This is a genomic window from Mesorhizobium sp. LjNodule214 (genome assembly GCF_964252735.1).
Taxonomy (GTDB): domain Bacteria; phylum Pseudomonadota; class Alphaproteobacteria; order Rhizobiales; family Rhizobiaceae; genus Mesorhizobium.
Genome location: NZ_CAXUPE020000002.1, coordinates 1,728,113 through 1,746,201, shown reverse-complemented (window position 1 = coordinate 1,746,201; position 18,089 = coordinate 1,728,113). Strand labels below are relative to the sequence as shown.

Sequence of the window (18,089 nt, the reverse complement as noted above, 5' to 3'; positions counted from 1 at the left end):
TAAAAGGGGACAAAAATGTCATCGCAAGACTATTCGGACGTCGACAAGACGGAGGACCTGAAGGTTCTCCACGGAATGGGCTATGCCCAGGAACTGTCGCGAAGCATGAGCCGCTTCTCGAATTTCGCCATCTCGTTTTCGATCATCTGCATCCTGTCGGGCGGCATCAACTCCTTCGCGCAAGCCACCTCGTCGATCGGCGGCGCGGGCGCCGGCATCGGCTGGATCGTCGGCTGCTGCGTGTCGGGATTTTTTGCCCTCGCCATGGCGCAGATCGCCTCGGCATTCCCGACTGCCGGCGGCCTCTATCACTGGGCATCGATCCTCGGCAACCGCTTCACCGGCTGGCTCACCGCCTGGCTCAACCTACTCGGCCTGATCACGGTGCTTGGCGCGATCAACATCGGCACTGCCTTCTTCTTCGTCGGCACCTTCGGCGGAGCGTTCGGCATTACCGGCACGGCTGGCGAGATCGTCGGATTCGTTGCCTTCATCACCGTGCTGCAGGCGCTGTTCAACCATTTCGGCATCAAGCTGACCGCCATGCTGACGGACGCATCCGGCTTCCTGATTCTCGGAGCAACGGCGGTGCTGATCGTGGCTTGCCTGGTGTTTGCGCCGGCGATCGACGTCACGCGGCTGTGGACGTTCACCAACTATTCGGGTGACGCGGGTGGCGGTGTCTTCCCGCAAACCGACTCCATGTCCTACCTCTTCCTGCTCTGCCTGCTTTTGCCGGTCTACACCATCACCGGATATGACGCGTCGGCGCACACTTCGGAAGAAACGCTCAAGGCGGCGCATTCCGTGCCACGGGCGATCGTTTCGTCCGTGCTCTGGTCTTCGCTGATCGGCTGGGCAATGCTGTGCGCCATCGTTCTGGCGATCCCGGACCTGGCTGCCGGCGCCAAACAGGGCTGGAGCGTGTTCTTCTCGACGATGGATGCAATCCTGCCGGGCTGGCTGAAGCAACTGCTCTACCTGGCAATCCTGATCTCGCAGTTCCTCTGCGGTCTGGCCACGGTGACTTCGGCCTCGCGTATGTTGTTTGCCTTTTCGCGCGACGGCGGCATGCCGGTCGGCTCGGCCGGGCTCGCCAAGGTCAGCCCGACCTGGCGCACGCCGGTCAACGCCATCTGGACTGCAGCGATCCTCGAGATCATCTATGTCTTTCTTGCCCAGTTCATCTCGATCGGCGGCACCAACATCTACACCATTGTGGTCAATTCGACGCTGGTGTTCCTGTTCCTGTCGTTCACCATTCCGATCGTGCTTGGCATGCTGGCTTTCGGGACGGCGAAATGGCCGACTCCCGGGCCATGGAACCTCGGCGCCGGGCTGTTCAAGCTGTTTTGCATCCTGTCGGTTATCGGCATGGCGATCATCTTCTTCATCGCCATCCAGCCGCCGAACGACAAGGTGCTCTACATCACGCTTGCCTTCATCGTGCTGACCGCCGTGCTTTGGTTCGGCTTCGAGAACCGCCGCTTCCAGGGCCCGCCGATCGGCGACCAGATTGCCAAGCGCCAGGCCGCGATCAAGGCAGCGGAACAGGCGGTCGGCGAGACCGGCCACTAACGTCGTCACCTCGACCATGGCCGGCATCGTGCCGGCCATGGTTTCGTTTACCCGTTTCAATCGACAAGCGCTGGAGTGCCACAAGAATGGCCGGAAATTTCTCGTTCGATCAGTTGAAGAAGGCGGTCTCCAGCGGCGAGATCGATACGGTGCTTGCCTGCATCGTCGACCTGCAGGGCCGGCTCGCGGGGAAACGTTTCCTGGCGCAATACTTCGTCGATTCCGCCCATGACGAGACGCATGGCTGCAACTATCTGCTGGCCGCTGACATCGATATGGAGCCGGTGCCCGGCTACAAGGCGGCAAGCTGGTCGAAGGGCTATGGCGACTTCGTCATGAAGCCCGACCTGGCGACGTTGCGGCGCATTCCGTGGCTGGAGAAGACGGCGCTGGTCATCTGCGACGTGCTCGACCACCATACCCATGATGACCTGCCGCATTCGCCGCGCGCCATCCTGAGGAAGCAGGTCAAGCGGCTGAAGGAACGCGGCTATATCGGCTATTTCGCCTCCGAGCTCGAATTCTATCTGTTCAACGAGACCTACGATTCCGCCCGCAAGAAGCACTGGCAGGGCCTCGACACCGCATCGCCCTATATCGGCGACTACCAGATCGGCATCACCACCAAGGAAGAAGGCGTCATGCGCCGGCTCCGCAACGAGATGGATGCGGCTGGCATCCCGATCGAGAACTCCAAGGGCGAGTGGGGACCGGGCCAGGAAGAGATCAATGTGCGCTATGCCGAAGCGCTCGAGATGGCCGACCGCCACGTCATCCTGAAGAACGGCGCCAAGGAAATCGCCGAGTCCGAAGGCAAGGCGATTTCCTTCATGTCCAAGTACAATTATGGGCTCGCCGGCAATTCCAGCCACATCCACAATTCGCTGTGGAGCGCCGACGGCAAGACGCCGCTGTTCTTCGACAAGAAGGCCGATTGGACGCTGTCGACGCTCGGCCAGCAATGGGCGGCGGGCCAGCTCAAATACGCCAAGGAATTCACCTGGTTCCTGGCGCCCTACATCAATTCCTACAAGCGCTTCCAGGCCGGCACATTCGCGCCGACCAAGATCATGTGGAGCGAGGACAACCGCACCGCTGGCTTCCGCCTGTGCGGCGAGGGCACCAAGGGCATCCGTATGGAATGCCGCATCGGCGGCGCCGACCTCAACCCCTATCTCGCCTTCGCGGCACTTATCGCGGCCGGCCTTGCCGGCATCGACGAAAAGCTGGAGCTGCAGAAGCCATTCGTCGGCGACGCCTATCAGGCGTCGCGCCTGCCGGAGATCCCCAAGACGCTGCGCGACGCGACCGAGACGCTGGCCAAGTCGAAGATGCTGAAACAGGCGCTCGGCGAGGACGTGCTCGAACACTATGTCCACACCGCGAAGTGGGAGCAGTTCGAATACGACCGCCGCATTACGGATTGGGAACTGCACAGAGGGTTCGAGCGGTACTAAGGTAGCCGGGATCGCCGGCGCCGCTCCCCACCCTTACCCCGTGAGCAACGGGCGGACGCGTCAGCGCCGGAGCTTCTTCCTTCTCCCCGTCACTCTACGGGGGAAGGTGCCGGCAGGCGGACACCAGCCATATGATTTCGATTGTTAGAACGTGCGAGGACTTAGAAAATGACCGAAACGGTCAAACTCAAATCACCCGTCGATGGCTCGATCTATGCCGAGCGTCCGATCGCCACGGACCAGGCCATCAACGCCGCGGTCGAGCGCGCCAAGGCGGCGCAGGAAAAATGGGCTGAGACGCCGATCGTCGAGCGCGGCAAGTACATGCTTGCCATGCTGGAAGCGCTGGTCGCGATGAGCGACGAGATCGTGCCGGAGATCGCCTGGCAGATGGGGCGCCCGGTTCGCTACGGCGGGGAGTTCGGCGGCGTCAAGGACCGCACCAACTACATGGTCGAGATCGCCGAAGCGGCGCTGAAGCCGGTTCTGGCTTCGAACCCGAAGGATGGGTTTCGCCGCTATGTGAAGAAGGTGCCGCTCGGCGTCGTCATGGTGATCGCGCCGTGGAACTATCCCTATCTTACCGCCGTCAACACCATCGTGCCGGCGCTGATGGCGGGAAGCGCGGTCATCCTCAAGCATGCGGCGCAGACGCTACTGGTCGGCGAACGCTTCCAGCAGGCCTTCGACAAGGCCGGCCTGCCCAAGGGCCTGTTCCAGAACGTCGTGCTGAACCATGCCCAGACCGAGAAGCTGCTCGGCTCCGGCAAGATCGACCATGTCAACTTCACCGGCTCGGTCGGTGGCGGCCGCGCCATCGAAAAGGCCGCGGCCGGCACCTTCATGACGCTCGGCCTCGAGCTCGGCGGCAAGGACCCGGCCTATGTGCTGCCGGATGCCAAGATGGACCATGCGGTGGCCAACCTGGTCGACGGCGCCTTCTACAATTCCGGCCAGTGTTGCTGCGGTATCGAGCGCGTCTACGTGCACGAGAAGGTCTATGACGAATTCGTCGAAGGCTTCATCGCCGAGACGAAGAACTATGTCGTCGGCAATCCGCTCGAACAGGCGACGACGATGGGGCCGATGGCGCAGGCGCGTTTCGCCGACCTGATCCGCGAACAGAAGGCCGAGGCGCTGCGCAAGGGCGCCACCGCGCACATCAACATGAAGGTCGCCGACGACAGAGCCGGCTCGCCCTATCTGGCGCCGGAAGTGCTGACCGGGGTCGACCACCAGATGAGCGTCATGCGCGAGGAAAGTTTTGGTCCGATCGTCGGCATCATGAAGGTGCGCAACGACGAGGAGGCGGTCGCGCTGATGAACGACAGCCCCTACGGGCTGACCGCATCGATCTGGACCGGTGACATCGAGCACGCGGTGGCGATCGGCGACCGCGTCGAGACCGGCACCGTGTTCATGAACCGCTGCGACTATCTCGATCCGGCGCTGGTCTGGACCGGCGTCAAGGACACCGGCAAGGGCGCAGCGCTGTCGGCCATCGGCTACGACAATCTGACGAGGCCGAAGTCCTATCACCTGCGCGAGGCAATTTAACGCGGCTGCGATCAGGAAAGCACACGGTCGCTTGTGGAGGTGCAATGGCGGAGACGCAGCAATCGACGGCCTTGCCGGCCCGTGAGGGGCCTGAGGGTATCGGCGGATGGCTCGTCCTGCCGATGCTCGGGCTGATGCTCACGCCGGTCCTGGGACTGATACTGATGTATGAGGCCGACTATGTTGGCATCGCGAGGAACTGGCAGGCTTACAGTTTTTCTCAAGCTGCGCTGCTTATCGCCGAACTGTTGATCGGGGGCATTCTGAATTTCACCGCCCCAGCCCTGTTGCTGTTCTTCATGTTCAAGCGCTGGGAGATATTTCCCGGCTGGTACATGATGTGGGCAATTGCGGCGCCGCTCTACGCGGTCCTTGATCCATGGGCCGCGCACCTGGTTTTCCCCGACACCTTTCCTACGCTTGAGGACGCATTCGACCGGGAAACGATGCGGACGATTTCCCGGTCGATCTGGGGCGCGGTGATCTGGATCCCATACATGATGCGGTCCGAGCGTGTGGCCAACACCTTTGTCAATTAAGGCATACGAGAATCCAAAGCAGTTAAGAAGGTCGAAATGTCCAAGCTCATCTCCAAATGGAACTACCCCACTACCGTCCGCTTCGGCGCCGGGCGCATCAAGGAACTGCCAGATGTGCTCGCGGCAACCGGCATCAAGCGGCCGCTCTTCGTCACCGATCCGGGGCTGGCCAAGCTGCCGGTCGTCGCCTCGACGCTGAAGATCCTCGACGACGCCAAAGTGCCCTATGGCGTTTTTTCCGAGGTGAAGCCGAACCCGGTGGATTCGAACCTGACCGCCGGCATTGCCGTGTTCAAGAAGGGCAAGCATGACGGCGTCATCGCCTTCGGCGGCGGCTCGGCGCTCGATCTCGGCAAGCTGATCGCCTTCCAGGCCGGCCAGACGCGCCCGGTCTGGGATTTCGAGGATGTCGGCGACTGGTGGACCAGAGCCAATTCGGATGCGATCGCGCCGATCATCGCCGTGCCGACCACTGCCGGTACGGGTTCCGAAGTCGGTCGTGCCGGCGTCATCACCAATGAGGCGACGCACACCAAGAAGGTCATCTTCCATCCGAAACTTTTGCCGGCAATCGTCATTGCCGATCCGGAACTGTCGGTCGGCATGCCGGGCTTCATCACCGCCGGCACCGGCATGGATGCGCTGGCCCACTGCCTCGAGGCCTATTGCGCGCCGGGTTATCACCCGATGGCCGACGGCATCGCGGTGGAAGGCATAAGGCTGGTGTTCGAGAACCTGCCGAAGGCCTTTGCCAACGGCAAGGATATCGTCGCCCGCGCCCACATGATGAGCGCCGCCGCGATGGGTGCGGCCGCCTTCCAGAAGGGGTTGGGGGCCATCCACTCGCTGTCGCATCCGATCGGCGCGCTTTACGACACTCATCACGGCATGACCAACGCCGTGTTCATGCCCTATGTGCTCGCCTTCAACCGTGACGCCATCGATGAGCGCATCGGCCGGCTCGCAGCCTATTGCGGCATCAAGGGCGGCTTCGATGGTTTCGCCAAGGCGATCATCAAGCTGCGCAAGGAGCTCAAGGTGCCGCATGCGCTGCCGGGCCTGATCAAGGGGCTCGACATGGACAAGAAGCGCAAGGGGCTGATCGCCGATATGGCGGTGGTCGATCCGACCGCCGGCGGCAACCCGGTCAAGCTGACCAAGAAGGCTGCGCTGGCGCTGCTCGAAAACGCCATCGCCGGCACGGTATGATGCGGATTTTCGTGCCGGAAGTGATCTGGAAAACGAGGGGAAAGGAAAGGGGAAAGGGCTGCAGGCAGGGCAGAAACTAGTTAGCCGGAAAAATAATCGCGGAGCGATTGCTACAGCCGGTCAAAAAGAGTTTACTTTTTCGCACTGCGGGGTGCCGGTTTCACAAAGCTTTCATCTGGCTGTCACACGAAAACGATACCGCATCGCAGGCGTCCAACGGCGTCAGTTCAACGGAGAGAACACATGTTCAAATTCACGGGGAAAGTGCTTTCCCTTTCGGCCGCGGCGCTTTTCGCGTCGACGGTGATTTCGTCCGCGGATTCGATGGACGATCTCGTCAAGGCCGCCAAGGCCGAGGGCCAGCTCACCACCATCGCGCTGCCGCATGACTGGTGCGGCTATGGCGCCGTCATCGACGGCTTCAAGGCGAAATATCCCGAAATCAAGATCAACGAACTCAACCCCGATGCCGGTTCCGGCGACGAGATCGAGGCGATCAAGGCGAACAAGGACAACAAGGGCCCGCAGGCGCCCGACGTGATCGACGTCGGCCTGTCCTTCGGCCCTTCGGCCAAGGCCGATGGCCTGATCCAGCCCTACAAGGTGTCGACCTGGGACTCGATCCCGGACAGCGCCAAGGATGCCGAAGGCTATTGGACCGGCGACTATTACGGCGTGCTCGCCTTCGAAGTGAACAAGGACCTGGTCAAGGAAGCTCCGGCCGACTGGGCCGATCTGCTGAAGCCGGAATTTGCCAACTCGGTGGCCCTCGCCGGTGATCCGCGCGCTTCGAACCAGGCCATCCAGGGCGTCTATGCCGCCGGACTGTCGACGGGCGCCGCCGCTGGCGAAGCCGCCGGCACCGCCGGTCTCGACTTCTTCAAGAAGCTCAATGCCGCCGGCAATTTCGTGCCAGTTATCGGCAAGGCCGCAACGCTCGCCCAGGGCCAGACGCCGATCCTGATCACCTGGGACTACAACGCGCTTTCCGGCCGTGACACGCTGAAGGGCAACCCGCCGGTCGACGTCGTCGTGCCGAAGACCGGCGTCGTCGCCGGTGTCTACGTGCAGGCAATCAGCGCCTTTGCGCCGCATCCGAATGCAGCCAAGCTCTGGATGGAATATCTCTATTCCGACGAAGGCCAGATCGGCTGGCTGAAGGGCTATTGCCACCCGATCCGCTTCAATGACCTTGCCAAGAACGGCAAGCTCCCGGCGGACGTGATGGCGAAGATGCCGCCGGCCGAGTCCTATGCGGCCGCAGTGTTCCCGACGCTCGATGAGCAGGGTAAGGCCAAGGAAGCCATCACCAAGAACTGGGATGCCGTGGTCGGCGCCAGCGTCAAGTAGGACTTGAAATCCACCGGGCGGTCGCGAGGCCGCCCGGCCTTTACTCGAAGACGGTAGCCGGCGCATGACCGATCTCTCGCTTTCCAATCAGACCATTGCGGGGAAGGCTGCGCCTCCCGCCGAAGCACGCAGCCTCAGGCTGCCGACGCAATGGCTCGGCGTGGCGCCGTTCTTCATCTTCGCCATCATGTTCCTGATCCTGCCCACGCTCTATCTGATGCTGGGCGCATTCCAGAACGATGCCGGCGAATTCACCTTCGAGAACATCGTGGCATTGGCGCAACCGTCCATCGTTGCCGCCTACTGGATCTCGATCAAGGTCAGCCTTGCCTCGGCGCTGATCGGTGCCTTCGCCGGTCTGGCGATCGCCATTGCCATCGTGCGCGGCGGCCTGCCGAACTGGATACGTTCGGCGACACTGACCTTTTCCGGCGTAGCGTCCAATTTCGCGGGCGTGCCGCTGGCCTTCGCCTTCCTCGCCACGCTCGGCCGCCTCGGCCTTGCGACAGTGATCCTGAATACCGTGTTCGGTCTCAACATCTACGCGCATGGCTTCAACATCCTGTCGTTCTGGGGCCTGACGCTGACCTATGTCTATTTCCAGATCCCGCTGATGGTGGTCATCATCACGCCGGCGATCGATGGGCTGAAGAAGGAATGGGGCGAGGCCGCCGCCACGCTCGGCGCGACCACCGCGCAATACTGGCGCATGGTGGTCATACCGGTGATCTGGCCGAGTTTTCTCGGCACCGTCATCCTGCTGTTCGCCAACGCCTTCGGCGCTATCGCCACCGCCTATGCACTGACCGGCTCGTCGCTCAACATCGTGCCGATACTGCTCTATGCGCAGATCCGCGGCGATGTGCTGCACAACGCCCATCTCGGCTATGCGATCGCCTTCGGCATGATCGTCATCACTGGCCTCGCCAACGTCTTCTACATCTGGTTCCGGACCCGTTCCGAGAGGTGGCTCAAATGAAGGGTGGCAGATTCTGGGCCTGGGTCGTCTTCATCCTCGGCGCGGCTTATTTCTTCATTCCGCTGATTGCGACCGTGGAATTCTCCATGCGCATGCGGCGCGGCGTTTATTCCTTCGATGCCTACCAGATCGTGCTGGGCGACGAGCGCTTCCAGGCGACCTTCATGTATTCGGTGATCGCCGCCATCTTCACCATCATTCTCGGCGTGCTGATCGTGGTGCCCGCCGCCTACTGGATCCGGCTGCGCCTGCCGCAGCTGAGACCAATCGTCGAGTTCATCACGCTGTTGCCGCTGGTCATTCCGGCCATTGTCATCGTCTTCGGCTACATCAGAATGTACGGCTCGAATTCGCCGCTGCCGTTCCTGGCCACCGATACCGGCACAAATGCCTTGCTGGTCATCGGCTATGCGACGCTGGCGCTGCCCTACATGTACCGTGCCGTCGACACCGGCCTTCGCACAATCGATGTGCGAACGCTGACCGAAGCGGCGCAGATCCTGGGCGCCGGCTGGGGGACGATCATCACCCGCGTCATCCTGCCCAATGTGCTGATCGCGGTGCTGTCCGGCGCTTTCCTGACCTTCGCCATCGTCATCGGCGAATTCACCATGGCCAGCCTGCTCAACCGTCCGGCCTTTGGCCCTTATCTGCAGAACATCGGCGCCAACCGTGCCTATGAGCCGGCGGCGCTCGCCATCATCGCTTTCGTCATCACCTGGGGCTGCATGTCCCTGATCCAGATCCTGTCGCGCTTCGCGCCGCGATCGGCGAACCGCCCGAACTGAAAGTCAAAGCCATGGCCGAGCCGTTCCTCTCCATCCAGCATGTACGAAAATCCTTCGGCGCCACCACCGTGGTGCAGGATTTCAATCTCGACGTGGAGCCTGGCGAGTTCGTCTCCTTCCTCGGCCCGTCGGGCTGCGGCAAGACGACGGTGCTGCGCATGGTCGCCGGCTTCGAGGAGCCTTCGGCCGGCAAGATCGTCGTCGCCGGCAAGGACATCACAAGGCTGAAGCCCAACCAGCGCAATGTCGGCATGGTGTTTCAGGCCTATGCGCTGTTCCCCAACCTGACGGTAGCGCAGAACATCGCCTTCGGGTTGAAGGTCGCCGGCATGCCGAAGGCCGACGCCGACAGGCGCGTCGCCGAGATGCTCGACATCATCAAGCTGCCGCAGATGGGCGATCGCTATCCTTACCAGCTCTCGGGCGGCCAGCAGCAGCGTATCGCCTTGGCGCGCGCGATTGCGCCGAAGCCGAAGCTGCTTCTGCTCGACGAGCCGCTGTCGGCGCTGGACGCCAAAGTGCGCGTGTCGCTGCGCGAGGAAATCCGCTCGATCCAGAAGAAGCTCGGCATCACCACCATCTTCGTCACCCACGACCAGGAAGAGGCGCTGTCGATCTCCGACCGCATCGCCGTCATGTATGGCGGCAAGGCCGAGCAGGTCGGCACGCCGTTCGAGATCTACAACCGGCCGGCAACCAAATTCGTCGCCAATTTCGTCGGCACGCTGAATGTGCTCGAAGGCACGGTGACCGACGCCGCTTCGGGCACGGTGCGCGTCAATTCGCAAGAGGTAGCGCTCAAGGGCAAGCTCAACGGTTCCAAGTCCGGCGACACGCTGTCGCTGGCGCTGCGGCCCGAGGCAATCTCGCTCGGACGTCAGCCCGGTCGCGATGCCAGCCTTTCGGGTGAGATCGCCGAAGTGCACTTCCTCGGCTCGGTCATCCGGGTCCGCGTCGGCATCGGCGGCAATACGGTGTCGCTGGATACATTCAACAGCCCAGCGACACCGCCGCCAGCGGTTGGCGAAAAGGCCGAGATTTCCTTCTCGTCGAGCGATATGCTGGTGCTGCACTGATCGCTGCGGCCCTCAGGCCGGCGGGATGAAAGGCTGCGAGATCGCCTGGAAGACGGGTAGGGCCTCCATCCGCGCGGCATGAGCCTGCAGTGCCGGAAAGTCGGCCAGCGGAACCAGGTCCGGATGGGCTTCGCCGAGAAAACGCAGCACGGCGGCAACGGCGACATCGGCATGGCCGATACGGTCTGAGAACCAGTAGGCCCCGGGCCTCGCGGCGCGGTCCGCTTCCAATGCGGCAAGGACGCTCTCAATCTGCGTCCGGCAGCGGCCGACCCAAAGGTCGGAGACCTTCTCGTGCAAGCGTTTTTCGTAAAACAGGCTGACGCTCTTGTCGCCGAGCCCGGTGGCCAGGGCAGCGACCCTGAGCGCCTGATGGCGGGCGGGCTCGCTTGTCGGGAACATCCTTCGCTCGACCGCGACCAGGCTGTCGAGATAATCGAGCATCAAATGGCTTTCCGTCAGCACCTCGCCATCGTCCAGCACCAGCGTCGGCACACGCGTCAGTGGGTTGTAGGGCCGGATCTTGTCGACGTCGCCGAAGGCCGACCATGGCCGATGCTCGAAGGGCAGGCCATAGAGCGTCAGCGCGATGCCGACGCGGCGAACGAAAGGCGAGTCATACTGGCCGATGAGGATCATGGCCGTATCCATACCCCGGCGACCCGTCCGGCGCATAGGCCAGGCCGGCCAGGCCGGCTGGACAATCAACAGCATCTAGTCATCTTGTTACTGCCGACAAACTCTGGTTCGTGGCTACGGTAGGATATGGCGCTTTTCGAACTGACCCTGGTCCTGCTCCTGATCGCCGTCGCGCTGACTGCGGTGTCGCGGCGTCTGGAGATACCCTATCCATCCCTGCTGGCTCTGGCAGGCGCCGGGATTGCCTTCGTGCCCGGCGCGCCAACGATCGAGATCGACCCGGAACTGGCACTTGCCCTGTTCATCGCGCCGGTGCTGCTCGACGCGGCCTATGACACGTCGCTGCGCGATCTCAACCGCTACCGGCTGCCGCTCGTGGCTCTGGCGCTCGGCGCCGTCATCTTCACAACCGCAATCGTTGCTTTCGTCGGCTGGAAAATGGCAGGGCTGCCGATAGCCGCGGCGATAGCGCTCGGCGCCATCGTCGCACCGCCGGACGCGGTGGCGGCGAGCGCCGTGCTCGGGCAATTCAAGGTGCCGCACCGCATCACGGCCATCCTGCAGGGCGAGAGCCTGCTCAACGATGCCACCGCGCTGCTGATCTATCGGCTGGCGGTATCGGCGGCGCTCGGCTCGATCATGCTGAGCAACGCCATTCCGACGATCCTGCTGTCAACGATCGGCAGCCTTGTCGCGGGTTATCTGCTCGGCCGCTTCTCGCTGCTGACGCTCACCCGCATCGAGGATGCGGCGAGCAGCACGGTGGTGCAATTCGCCGGAACGTTCGGGGTCTGGATCCTGGCCGACAGGCTGGGCCTTTCGGCCATCATCACCATCGTCGTCTACGCCATGACCATCGCGCGCACCGCGCCGCGCCTGATGTCGGCGAGGAGGCGCGTCAGTACCTATTCGGTCTGGGAGTCGGCGGTCTTCGTGCTCAACGTGCTGGCCTTCGTGCTGATGGGCCTGCAGGCCCGGTCGATCGTCAGCCGGTTGGCCGGGGAAGGGCAGGGCCAAGCATTCGTCTTCGCCGCAGCGGTGCTGGCCGTCGTCATCGTGTCGCGCCTCGTCTGGGTAATGAGCTACGGTGTGATCATTAGATGGCTTGCCCGCTTCGGCAGTGCCGAGCGGCGAAGGGAAGCGCCAACTGTTCGCGGCGGCCTCCTCATCGGCTGGTGCGGCATGCGCGGGCTGGTGACGCTGGTGGCGGCGTTCGCCTTGCCGGCCGACTTTCCAGGCCGCGATCCAATCGTGCTCGCCGCCTTCGCGGTCGTTCTCGGCACACTGGTGCTGCAAGGCATGACCCTGAAGCCGCTGCTGCGCCTGCTCAGCCTCGATCCGGACAGCACGGTCGATCGCGAGGTGGCGCAGGCGCGCGTCGCCATCATGCAGGCCGCATTGGACATATTGAGTGGCAAGACATCGAGCGCCGCGGCCGCGGTGCGCGAGCAATATGCCGCCCAGCGCGCGATCGCTGAAAATCCGGAGGATGCGCAGGCGGCGACCGAGCATGACCGGTTGCGCCTCTATGCCATCAAGAGCCAGCGCGACGCGCTGGAGGAACTGCGCCGCGACGGTACGATCGGCGACGAGGCCTATCACCGTCTGGAAGAGGAGATCGACTGGTCGGAACTGGCGGCCTCACCGGCTGGGCGGTTCCAGCCGCTGACAACGTAGGTGGGGCAAGCAGAGCGCTGCACACATCTGGCCTAGCCCCGGCGTCGGTGCGGTCCATTGCAAGGCTTTCGCCGAACCGCTACTGCCATCACGAAACTGAGCCGGATAAGCAATGAAGCTCGTCAGCTACAACATCCAGTACGGCTTCGGCGGCGATGGCCGCTATGACCTCGCGCGCTGTGCCAAGGTGGTAGCCGGCGCCGACATCATCGCCTTGCAGGAGGTGGAGCGGCACTGGCAGCGCACCAACGAGAACGACCAGCCGGAAATCCTGTCCCGGTTGTTGCCCGACTATCACTGGGTCTATGGCCCGGCCTTCGACATGGATGCCAGCCAGGAACGCGATGGCCGGATCGTCAACCGTCGCAGGCAGTTCGGCACCATGCTGCTGTCGAAGCTGCCGATCGTCTGGTCGCGCCTGCATGCGCTGCCGATGCGCCGCACGCTGCGGCCGCTCAACACCCGCAATGCGGCGCTCGAATGCATGATCCGCACCCCCGCCGGTCCGATGCGGGTGCTGTCGCTGCATCTTGCCCATATCGCCGCCGAGGAGCGGCTGGAGCAGATCGACTATCTGCTGGCCGAACATCGCCGGGCGCCGTCCGATGGCGGCCCGTGGAGCGGCGCCGACGATGAGCCTGATCGCAACTGGAGCAATGGCGAGCCCGAGCCGGAGAACCCGCAGGCGGCAATCTGGCTGGGCGATTTCAACATGGAGCCCGGGAGCGCCGAACACCGGCGCATCGTCGGCAGCACGCCCTACCATCGTGGGGCGGCCTATTTCGACGGCTTCGTCGATGCCGCCGCTTTCGCCGCCGAGCCGGTGGCGGATTTCCACACCCATGTGAAGGCAATCGACGGCAAAGTGACAAAGCGCCGGCTCGATCATTGCTTCGTCGGCGGCATGTTCGCCGGACGCGTACGTTCAGTCAGCGCCGACATTGGCGAGATCGGCTCCGACCATTTTCCGCTGCGGGTCGACATCGACCTCGAGACGCCGCTCGCCGCTGCTGTGGCCGGAGGCGGATGAGGCAGCGATGACCTTGTTCGTCTTCTTCGCGGTGCTTGCCGCCGCCGCCATGCACGCGATCTGGAACGCGCTGGTCAAGGTGCATCTCGACCGCTTCCTGTCGATCACGCTGATGACGCTCGGCATGGGCGCGGCGGCATTGGTGGTGCTGCCTTTTGTCGAGGTGCCCAGGGCCGAAGTGTGGCCCTATATCATCGCCTCGGTGATCTTCCACATGGGCTACCGGACCTTCCTCATCGGCGCCTACAGGGCCGGTGATTTCGCCCAGACCTATCCGCTGGCACGCGGCACCGCGCCGCTGCTCGCCGCACTCGGCGGCATGGTGGTGGTCAAGGAGGTGCCGGCGCCGCTTGCTATCCTGGGTATCTTGCTGTTGTCGGCCGGCACGCTGGTGATGTCGTTTCGCGGCGGTGCGCATCTGGAGCGGCTCAATCTGCGCGCGGTGGGTTTTGCGCTCGGCACATCGATCTTCATCGCCAGCTACACGCTGTCGGACGGCAGTGGCGCACGGCTGGCCGCCACCGCACAGAGTTATGCCGCCTGGCTGTTCATCTGCGACGCTTTTGGAGCGTTGGTGCTGTGCCTCATCTTTCGTGGCCGCCAAGCGCTGCCGGTGCTGGCGCGCGATTGGAAGGCGGGGCTGTTCACCGGCGTGCTCAGCGGTGCCGCCTACTGGATCGTCATGTGGGCGATGACCAAGGCGCCCATCGCCTCGGTGGCCTCGCTGCGCGAGACATCGATCCTGTTCGCGATGCTGATCTCGGTCTTCGCGCTGGGCGAGAAGATGACGGGCTGGCGCGGTGCCGCCGCGCTCAGCATCGTCGCCGGCGTCGTCGCGCTCAGGCTTGGTTAGCCGAGCACCGTCATCACCTGCCCACGCCGCTCCGGGCTGAAGCGGATGGCGACGATGATGCACACCGCGACCACGCCCGCGAAAAGCGCCAGCGCATAGCCGTAGCTGCCGCCCGGAGCCTCAGCGATGCCCGCCTGGTAAGGACCGCCATAGGACGCCGCGAGATTGCCGGCCTGGTAGATGAAGCCGGGCAAGGTCGCCCGCACGGCGCCGGGCGAAAGCTCGTTGAGGTGCACCGGGATGACGCCCCAGGCGCCCTGGACCGCGACCTGCATGACGAAGGCGCCGATGGCCAGCATGAAGGGCGTGGTGCTGTAGGCCCACAGCGGAATCGACGGCAAGGCGATCAGGCACGCCAGGGTGATCGCGTTGACGCGGCCGATCTTCTCGGACAGCGCGCCGAACGCCAGGCCGCCGACGATGGCGCCGATATTGGCGACGATAGTGATCCAGCTCACCGTATGCGGGTCGAAGCCGTGCTGCTTCTTCAGGAAGGTCGGGTAGAGATCCTGCGTGCCGTGGCTGAAGAAGTTGAAGAACATCATCAGCACAACCGCATAGAGGGCGACGCCCCAGTGCTTCTGCAGCGTTTCGAGAAGCCCCGGCCTGGCCGTTTTCTGCGCGTCGACGAAGGCCGGCGATTCCGGCACGTGGGAACGGATGAACAGGACGATCAGCGCCGGCAGGAAGCTGAGCAGGAACATGGACCGCCAGCCGATCGTATAGCCACCGATCGTCTGCTGATAGAGCAGGCCATAGACCACCGCCGCCAGCAGGTAGCCGGCCGGATAGCCGCACTGCAAAATCCCCGAGACCATGCCGCGCGCGCTGGGCGGAATAGACTCCATGGCGAGCGAGCTGCCCAGCCCCCATTCACCGCCCATGGCGATGCCGAACAAGGCGCGCAACGCCAGGAAGATGCCGAGATTGGGCGAGAAGGCGGCCAATGCGCCGATCACCGAATAGCTGACGATGTTGAGCATAAGGATGGGTTTGCGGCCGTATTTATCGGCAAGCATGCCGAAGAAGAATGCGCCGATGAAGCGCGTCGCCAGTGTCAGGAACAGCGCCTTGGAGACTGCCGGCACGTCAGCGTGGAATTCAGTTGCAATATCCGTGAGCAGGAATGTCAGAAGGAAGAAATCAAAGGCGTCGAGGGTCCAGCCCAGAAATGACGCCAGCACGGTTTTCTTCTGCTGCGAGTTAAGGGGCAAATTGTTCCTCCTTCCATCTTCACGGATGCGAGGAACTATCGGCCAGTTTGCGTAGGGCCGGTGGTCACTTTTTCGCGCGGCTCATGTGATCGAACGCCGCCTGGAATGACAGGAAGGCGCGACGAGAGCCGCATTGGTGACCGGTGTCAGCCGTCGGCCGGTTTGGCACGCGGCCTGAGAATTGGTTCTAGATTTCCAGATCGAAGACCATCAGGCCATCCGTGCCGCCTTCGAGCGCCGCGACCAGCCGGGCGCCGGCGCGCTGATGCGAATCGTGCACCAGATAGGCGTCGCGGCAGGCGGCGTCACGGAAGTCGATGGTAAAGCCGTGCGAGAAGCCGCGTGCAAAAGGTTCGGGGCTGACATTGGCGCTGAATTTTACCACGTCCATGCCATCGATCGCCCAGCGCAGCGCTTCGAGATCGGCGTGGATCGCCGCGCGCTCGGCGTCGGCGACATCGCTGCGGAATTTGACGAAGACACAGTGCCTGATCATTCTTTTGTCCCTCCGATCATGCCGCGCGGTTTCCAGAGAAAACAGCCGGCGGCAGCGGCTCGCGGCCAAGGATCAGGTCGGCGCCCTTTTCGCCAATCATGATCGTCGGCGCATTGGTGTTGGAGGAGGGCACGCGCGGCATCACCGACGCATCGCAGACGCGCAAGCCGTCGATGCCGCGCAGCCTGAGGTCGGGTGTCACCACGGCCATCTCGTCATGGCCCATCCGGCAGGTGCCGACCGGATGATGATCGGTCTTGGAGCTGCGGCAGGCATAGTCGAACAGATCGTCGTCGCTTTGCAGGGTAGGGCCGGGCAGCACCTCGCGCAGCACGTAAGGTTGAAGAGCCTTCTGCCGCATGATCTCGCGCGCCAGCCTCAGGCCCCTGATCGACATGTCGCGGTCGTAGGGATCGGACCAGTAGTTCGGGTCGATCAGCGGATGATCGGCCGGGTCGGCGCTCTTCAGCCGCACCGTGCCGCGCGAGCGCGGGCGCAGGAAGGCCGAGTTCAGCGTCACGCCGGGATTCCTGAGCTTCTCCACGCCGGCCTCGATGCCGGAGCCGAGGCCGAGATGGAACTGGATGTCGGGCGAGGCGGCGGTCGGGTCGGCGTACCAGAAGCCGCCGGTCTCGAACAGGCTGGAGGCCACCGGGCCTTTCTTCAGCAGAAGATACTGCAGCCCGGCCCACATCGTACGGTGCAGCTTGGCGTAGTTGTCGTAGGTGTGGTCGCCGGTGCATTCGGCGATGACGAACAGGTCGAGGTGGTCCTGCATGTTGGAGCCGACGCCAGGCAAATCATGCACCGGCGTCACGCCGACCGACTTCAGGTGATCGGCCGGCCCGATGCCCGACTGCATCAGCAGCTTCGGCGAGCCGATGGCACCGGAGGAGACGACCACCTCGCGCTCGGCGCGCAGGATTGTCTTCTCGCCGCCGGGCTTGTCGACGATCTCGACGCCGATGGCACGGCCCTTCTCGACGACGATGCGCGTCACCAGCACATCGGTCCTGACCGTCAGGTTCTTGCGTGCGCGGATCGGCTTCAGATAGGCGACCGAGGCGGATGAGCGCCGCGCATCCTTCTGGGTCAGCTGGTAGTAGCCGACGCCTTCCTGGCTGGTGCCGTTGAAGTCCGGATTGAAGGGGATGCCCATCTCTTGGCCGGCGCGGAAATAGGCCTCGCAGATCGGCAGCGGCGAAATCGGGTTGGACACGCCGAGCGGGCCCTGGTCGCCATGAAAGTCGTTGGCATAGCGCTGGTTGTTCTCGGCCCGCTTGAAATAGGGCAGCACATCGCGATAGCCCCAACCGGCAAGGCCTTCTTCCTTCTCCCAGGCGTCATAGTCGCGGGCGTTGCCGCGCGTGTAGATCTGGGCGTTGATGGAGGAGCCGCCGCCCACCACCTTGGCCTGCGTGTACCAGAAGACACGGTCCTTCATGTTTCTCTGCGGCACGGTCGACCAGCCCCAGGAGGCGATGCCCTTGGTCATCTTGGCGAAGCCCGCCGGCATGTGGATCAGCGGATGCCAGTCCTTGCCACCGGCTTCCAGCAGCAGAACCGAATTCGCCGGATCCTCGCTCAGCCGGTTGGCCAGAACGCAACCGGCCGGGCCGGCGCCAACGATGATGTAGTCGGTCATGG

General features: G+C 63.4%; 16 protein-coding genes. 12 read left to right on the top strand and 4 right to left on the bottom strand.

Translation table 11 applies throughout. The annotated features are described in order from the left end of the window. The first annotated feature begins 15 nt into the window (after window positions 1-15). The 9 genes from ACSQ3Z_RS22190 (at window position 16) to ACSQ3Z_RS22150 (ending at window position 10,533) form a co-directional block, all read left to right on the top strand. A complete protein-coding gene (locus tag ACSQ3Z_RS22190; RefSeq protein WP_436173406.1) occupies window positions 16-1,578 on the top strand; it encodes an amino acid permease in 1,563 nt (520 codons plus the stop codon). A gap of 86 nt (window positions 1,579-1,664) precedes the next feature. Continuing rightward, entirely contained in the window at window positions 1,665-3,035 is a 1,371-nt protein-coding gene (locus ACSQ3Z_RS22185) for a glutamine synthetase family protein (protein ID WP_006206238.1), read from the top strand. A gap of 168 nt (window positions 3,036-3,203) precedes the next feature. Then, entirely contained in the window at window positions 3,204-4,592 is a 1,389-nt protein-coding gene (locus tag ACSQ3Z_RS22180) for an aldehyde dehydrogenase family protein (protein ID WP_436173405.1), read from the top strand. 44 nt (window positions 4,593-4,636) lie between these two features. Further along, window positions 4,637-5,131: a DUF2569 domain-containing protein gene (locus tag ACSQ3Z_RS22175; RefSeq protein ID WP_436173404.1), complete on the top strand. Its 495-nt coding sequence runs from the start codon at window positions 4,637-4,639 to the stop codon at window positions 5,129-5,131. Between the two features lie 36 nt (window positions 5,132-5,167). Then, window positions 5,168-6,340 carry an iron-containing alcohol dehydrogenase gene (locus ACSQ3Z_RS22170; RefSeq protein WP_436173403.1) on the top strand — a complete coding sequence of 391 codons (1,173 nt, stop codon included), beginning with the start codon at window positions 5,168-5,170 and terminating at the stop codon, window positions 6,338-6,340. 243 nt (window positions 6,341-6,583) lie between these two features. Then, window positions 6,584-7,690, top strand: coding sequence for an ABC transporter substrate-binding protein (locus tag ACSQ3Z_RS22165; protein WP_436173402.1), 1,107 nt, complete (start codon window positions 6,584-6,586; stop codon window positions 7,688-7,690). A 64-nt stretch (window positions 7,691-7,754) separates the two neighbouring features. After that, a complete protein-coding gene (locus tag ACSQ3Z_RS22160) occupies window positions 7,755-8,669 on the top strand; it encodes an ABC transporter permease (RefSeq protein WP_436173401.1) in 915 nt (304 codons plus the stop codon). Then, a complete protein-coding gene (locus ACSQ3Z_RS22155; protein ID WP_436173400.1) occupies window positions 8,666-9,457 on the top strand; it encodes an ABC transporter permease in 792 nt (263 codons plus the stop codon). Before ACSQ3Z_RS22160 ends, ACSQ3Z_RS22155 begins: the two co-directional genes overlap by 4 nt. An 11-nt stretch (window positions 9,458-9,468) precedes the next feature. Continuing rightward, window positions 9,469-10,533 (top strand): ABC transporter ATP-binding protein, encoded by a 1,065-nt coding sequence (locus ACSQ3Z_RS22150; RefSeq protein ID WP_436173399.1) that lies wholly within the window; start codon window positions 9,469-9,471, stop codon window positions 10,531-10,533. 12 nt (window positions 10,534-10,545) lie between these two features. On the opposite strand, the gene ACSQ3Z_RS22145 is transcribed toward ACSQ3Z_RS22150, so the two are convergent. Continuing rightward, window positions 10,546-11,172 (bottom strand): glutathione S-transferase family protein, encoded by a 627-nt coding sequence (locus tag ACSQ3Z_RS22145; protein ID WP_436173398.1) that lies wholly within the window; start codon window positions 11,170-11,172, stop codon window positions 10,546-10,548. A 126-nt stretch (window positions 11,173-11,298) separates the two neighbouring features. On the opposite strand from ACSQ3Z_RS22145, the gene ACSQ3Z_RS22140 reads away from it, so the two are divergent. From ACSQ3Z_RS22140 to ACSQ3Z_RS22130, 3 genes are all read left to right on the top strand, one after another. Further along, window positions 11,299-12,849, top strand: a complete 1,551-nt coding sequence (locus ACSQ3Z_RS22140) for a cation:proton antiporter (protein ID WP_436173397.1) — start codon at window positions 11,299-11,301, stop codon at window positions 12,847-12,849. 112 nt (window positions 12,850-12,961) lie between these two features. After that, window positions 12,962-13,879 (top strand): endonuclease/exonuclease/phosphatase family protein, encoded by a 918-nt coding sequence (locus ACSQ3Z_RS22135; protein ID WP_436173396.1) that lies wholly within the window; start codon window positions 12,962-12,964, stop codon window positions 13,877-13,879. Window positions 13,880-13,886: 7 nt separating this feature from the next. Next, window positions 13,887-14,732 carry an EamA family transporter gene (locus ACSQ3Z_RS22130; RefSeq protein WP_436173395.1) on the top strand — a complete coding sequence of 282 codons (846 nt, stop codon included), beginning with the start codon at window positions 13,887-13,889 and terminating at the stop codon, window positions 14,730-14,732. On the opposite strand, the gene ACSQ3Z_RS22125 is transcribed toward ACSQ3Z_RS22130, so the two are convergent. From ACSQ3Z_RS22125 to ACSQ3Z_RS22115, 3 genes are all read right to left on the bottom strand, one after another. Further along, window positions 14,729-15,946 carry an MFS transporter gene (locus ACSQ3Z_RS22125; protein ID WP_436173394.1) on the bottom strand — a complete coding sequence of 406 codons (1,218 nt, stop codon included), beginning with the start codon at window positions 15,944-15,946 and terminating at the stop codon, window positions 14,729-14,731. The two genes, ACSQ3Z_RS22130 and ACSQ3Z_RS22125, sit on opposite strands and share 4 nt — an antisense overlap. Window positions 15,947-16,133: 187 nt before the next feature. Next, on the bottom strand, window positions 16,134-16,442 hold the full coding sequence (locus tag ACSQ3Z_RS22120) for a Dabb family protein (RefSeq protein WP_436173393.1): 309 nt from the start codon (window positions 16,440-16,442) through the stop codon (window positions 16,134-16,136). Between the two features lie 16 nt (window positions 16,443-16,458). Beyond that, window positions 16,459-18,087, bottom strand: a complete 1,629-nt coding sequence (locus ACSQ3Z_RS22115) for a GMC family oxidoreductase (RefSeq protein ID WP_436173392.1) — start codon at window positions 18,085-18,087, stop codon at window positions 16,459-16,461. Between the last annotated feature and the right edge of the window lie 2 nt (window positions 18,088-18,089).

Excerpts from the sequence above, each read along its gene's own strand:
- ACSQ3Z_RS22185 (WP_006206238.1), top strand. The coding sequence starts at position 1,665 with ATGGCCGGAAATTTCTCGTTCGATCAGTTGAAGAAGGCGGTCTCCAGC.
- ACSQ3Z_RS22145 (WP_436173398.1), bottom strand. The coding sequence starts at position 11,172 with ATGATCCTCATCGGCCAGTATGACTCGCCTTTCGTTCGCCGCGTCGGC.
- ACSQ3Z_RS22170 (WP_436173403.1), top strand. The coding sequence starts at position 5,168 with ATGTCCAAGCTCATCTCCAAATGGAACTACCCCACTACCGTCCGCTTC.
- ACSQ3Z_RS22155 (WP_436173400.1), top strand. The coding sequence starts at position 8,666 with ATGAAGGGTGGCAGATTCTGGGCCTGGGTCGTCTTCATCCTCGGCGCG.
- ACSQ3Z_RS22160 (WP_436173401.1), top strand. The coding sequence starts at position 7,755 with ATGACCGATCTCTCGCTTTCCAATCAGACCATTGCGGGGAAGGCTGCG.
- ACSQ3Z_RS22140 (WP_436173397.1), top strand. The coding sequence starts at position 11,299 with ATGGCGCTTTTCGAACTGACCCTGGTCCTGCTCCTGATCGCCGTCGCG.
- ACSQ3Z_RS22165 (WP_436173402.1), top strand. The coding sequence starts at position 6,584 with ATGTTCAAATTCACGGGGAAAGTGCTTTCCCTTTCGGCCGCGGCGCTT.
- ACSQ3Z_RS22180 (WP_436173405.1), top strand. The coding sequence starts at position 3,204 with ATGACCGAAACGGTCAAACTCAAATCACCCGTCGATGGCTCGATCTAT.
- ACSQ3Z_RS22120 (WP_436173393.1), bottom strand. The coding sequence starts at position 16,442 with ATGATCAGGCACTGTGTCTTCGTCAAATTCCGCAGCGATGTCGCCGAC.
- ACSQ3Z_RS22175 (WP_436173404.1), top strand. The coding sequence starts at position 4,637 with ATGGCGGAGACGCAGCAATCGACGGCCTTGCCGGCCCGTGAGGGGCCT.
- ACSQ3Z_RS22130 (WP_436173395.1), top strand. The coding sequence starts at position 13,887 with ATGACCTTGTTCGTCTTCTTCGCGGTGCTTGCCGCCGCCGCCATGCAC.
- ACSQ3Z_RS22190 (WP_436173406.1), top strand. The coding sequence starts at position 16 with ATGTCATCGCAAGACTATTCGGACGTCGACAAGACGGAGGACCTGAAG.
- ACSQ3Z_RS22150 (WP_436173399.1), top strand. The coding sequence starts at position 9,469 with ATGGCCGAGCCGTTCCTCTCCATCCAGCATGTACGAAAATCCTTCGGC.
- ACSQ3Z_RS22135 (WP_436173396.1), top strand. The coding sequence starts at position 12,962 with ATGAAGCTCGTCAGCTACAACATCCAGTACGGCTTCGGCGGCGATGGC.
- ACSQ3Z_RS22115 (WP_436173392.1), bottom strand. The coding sequence starts at position 18,087 with ATGACCGACTACATCATCGTTGGCGCCGGCCCGGCCGGTTGCGTTCTG.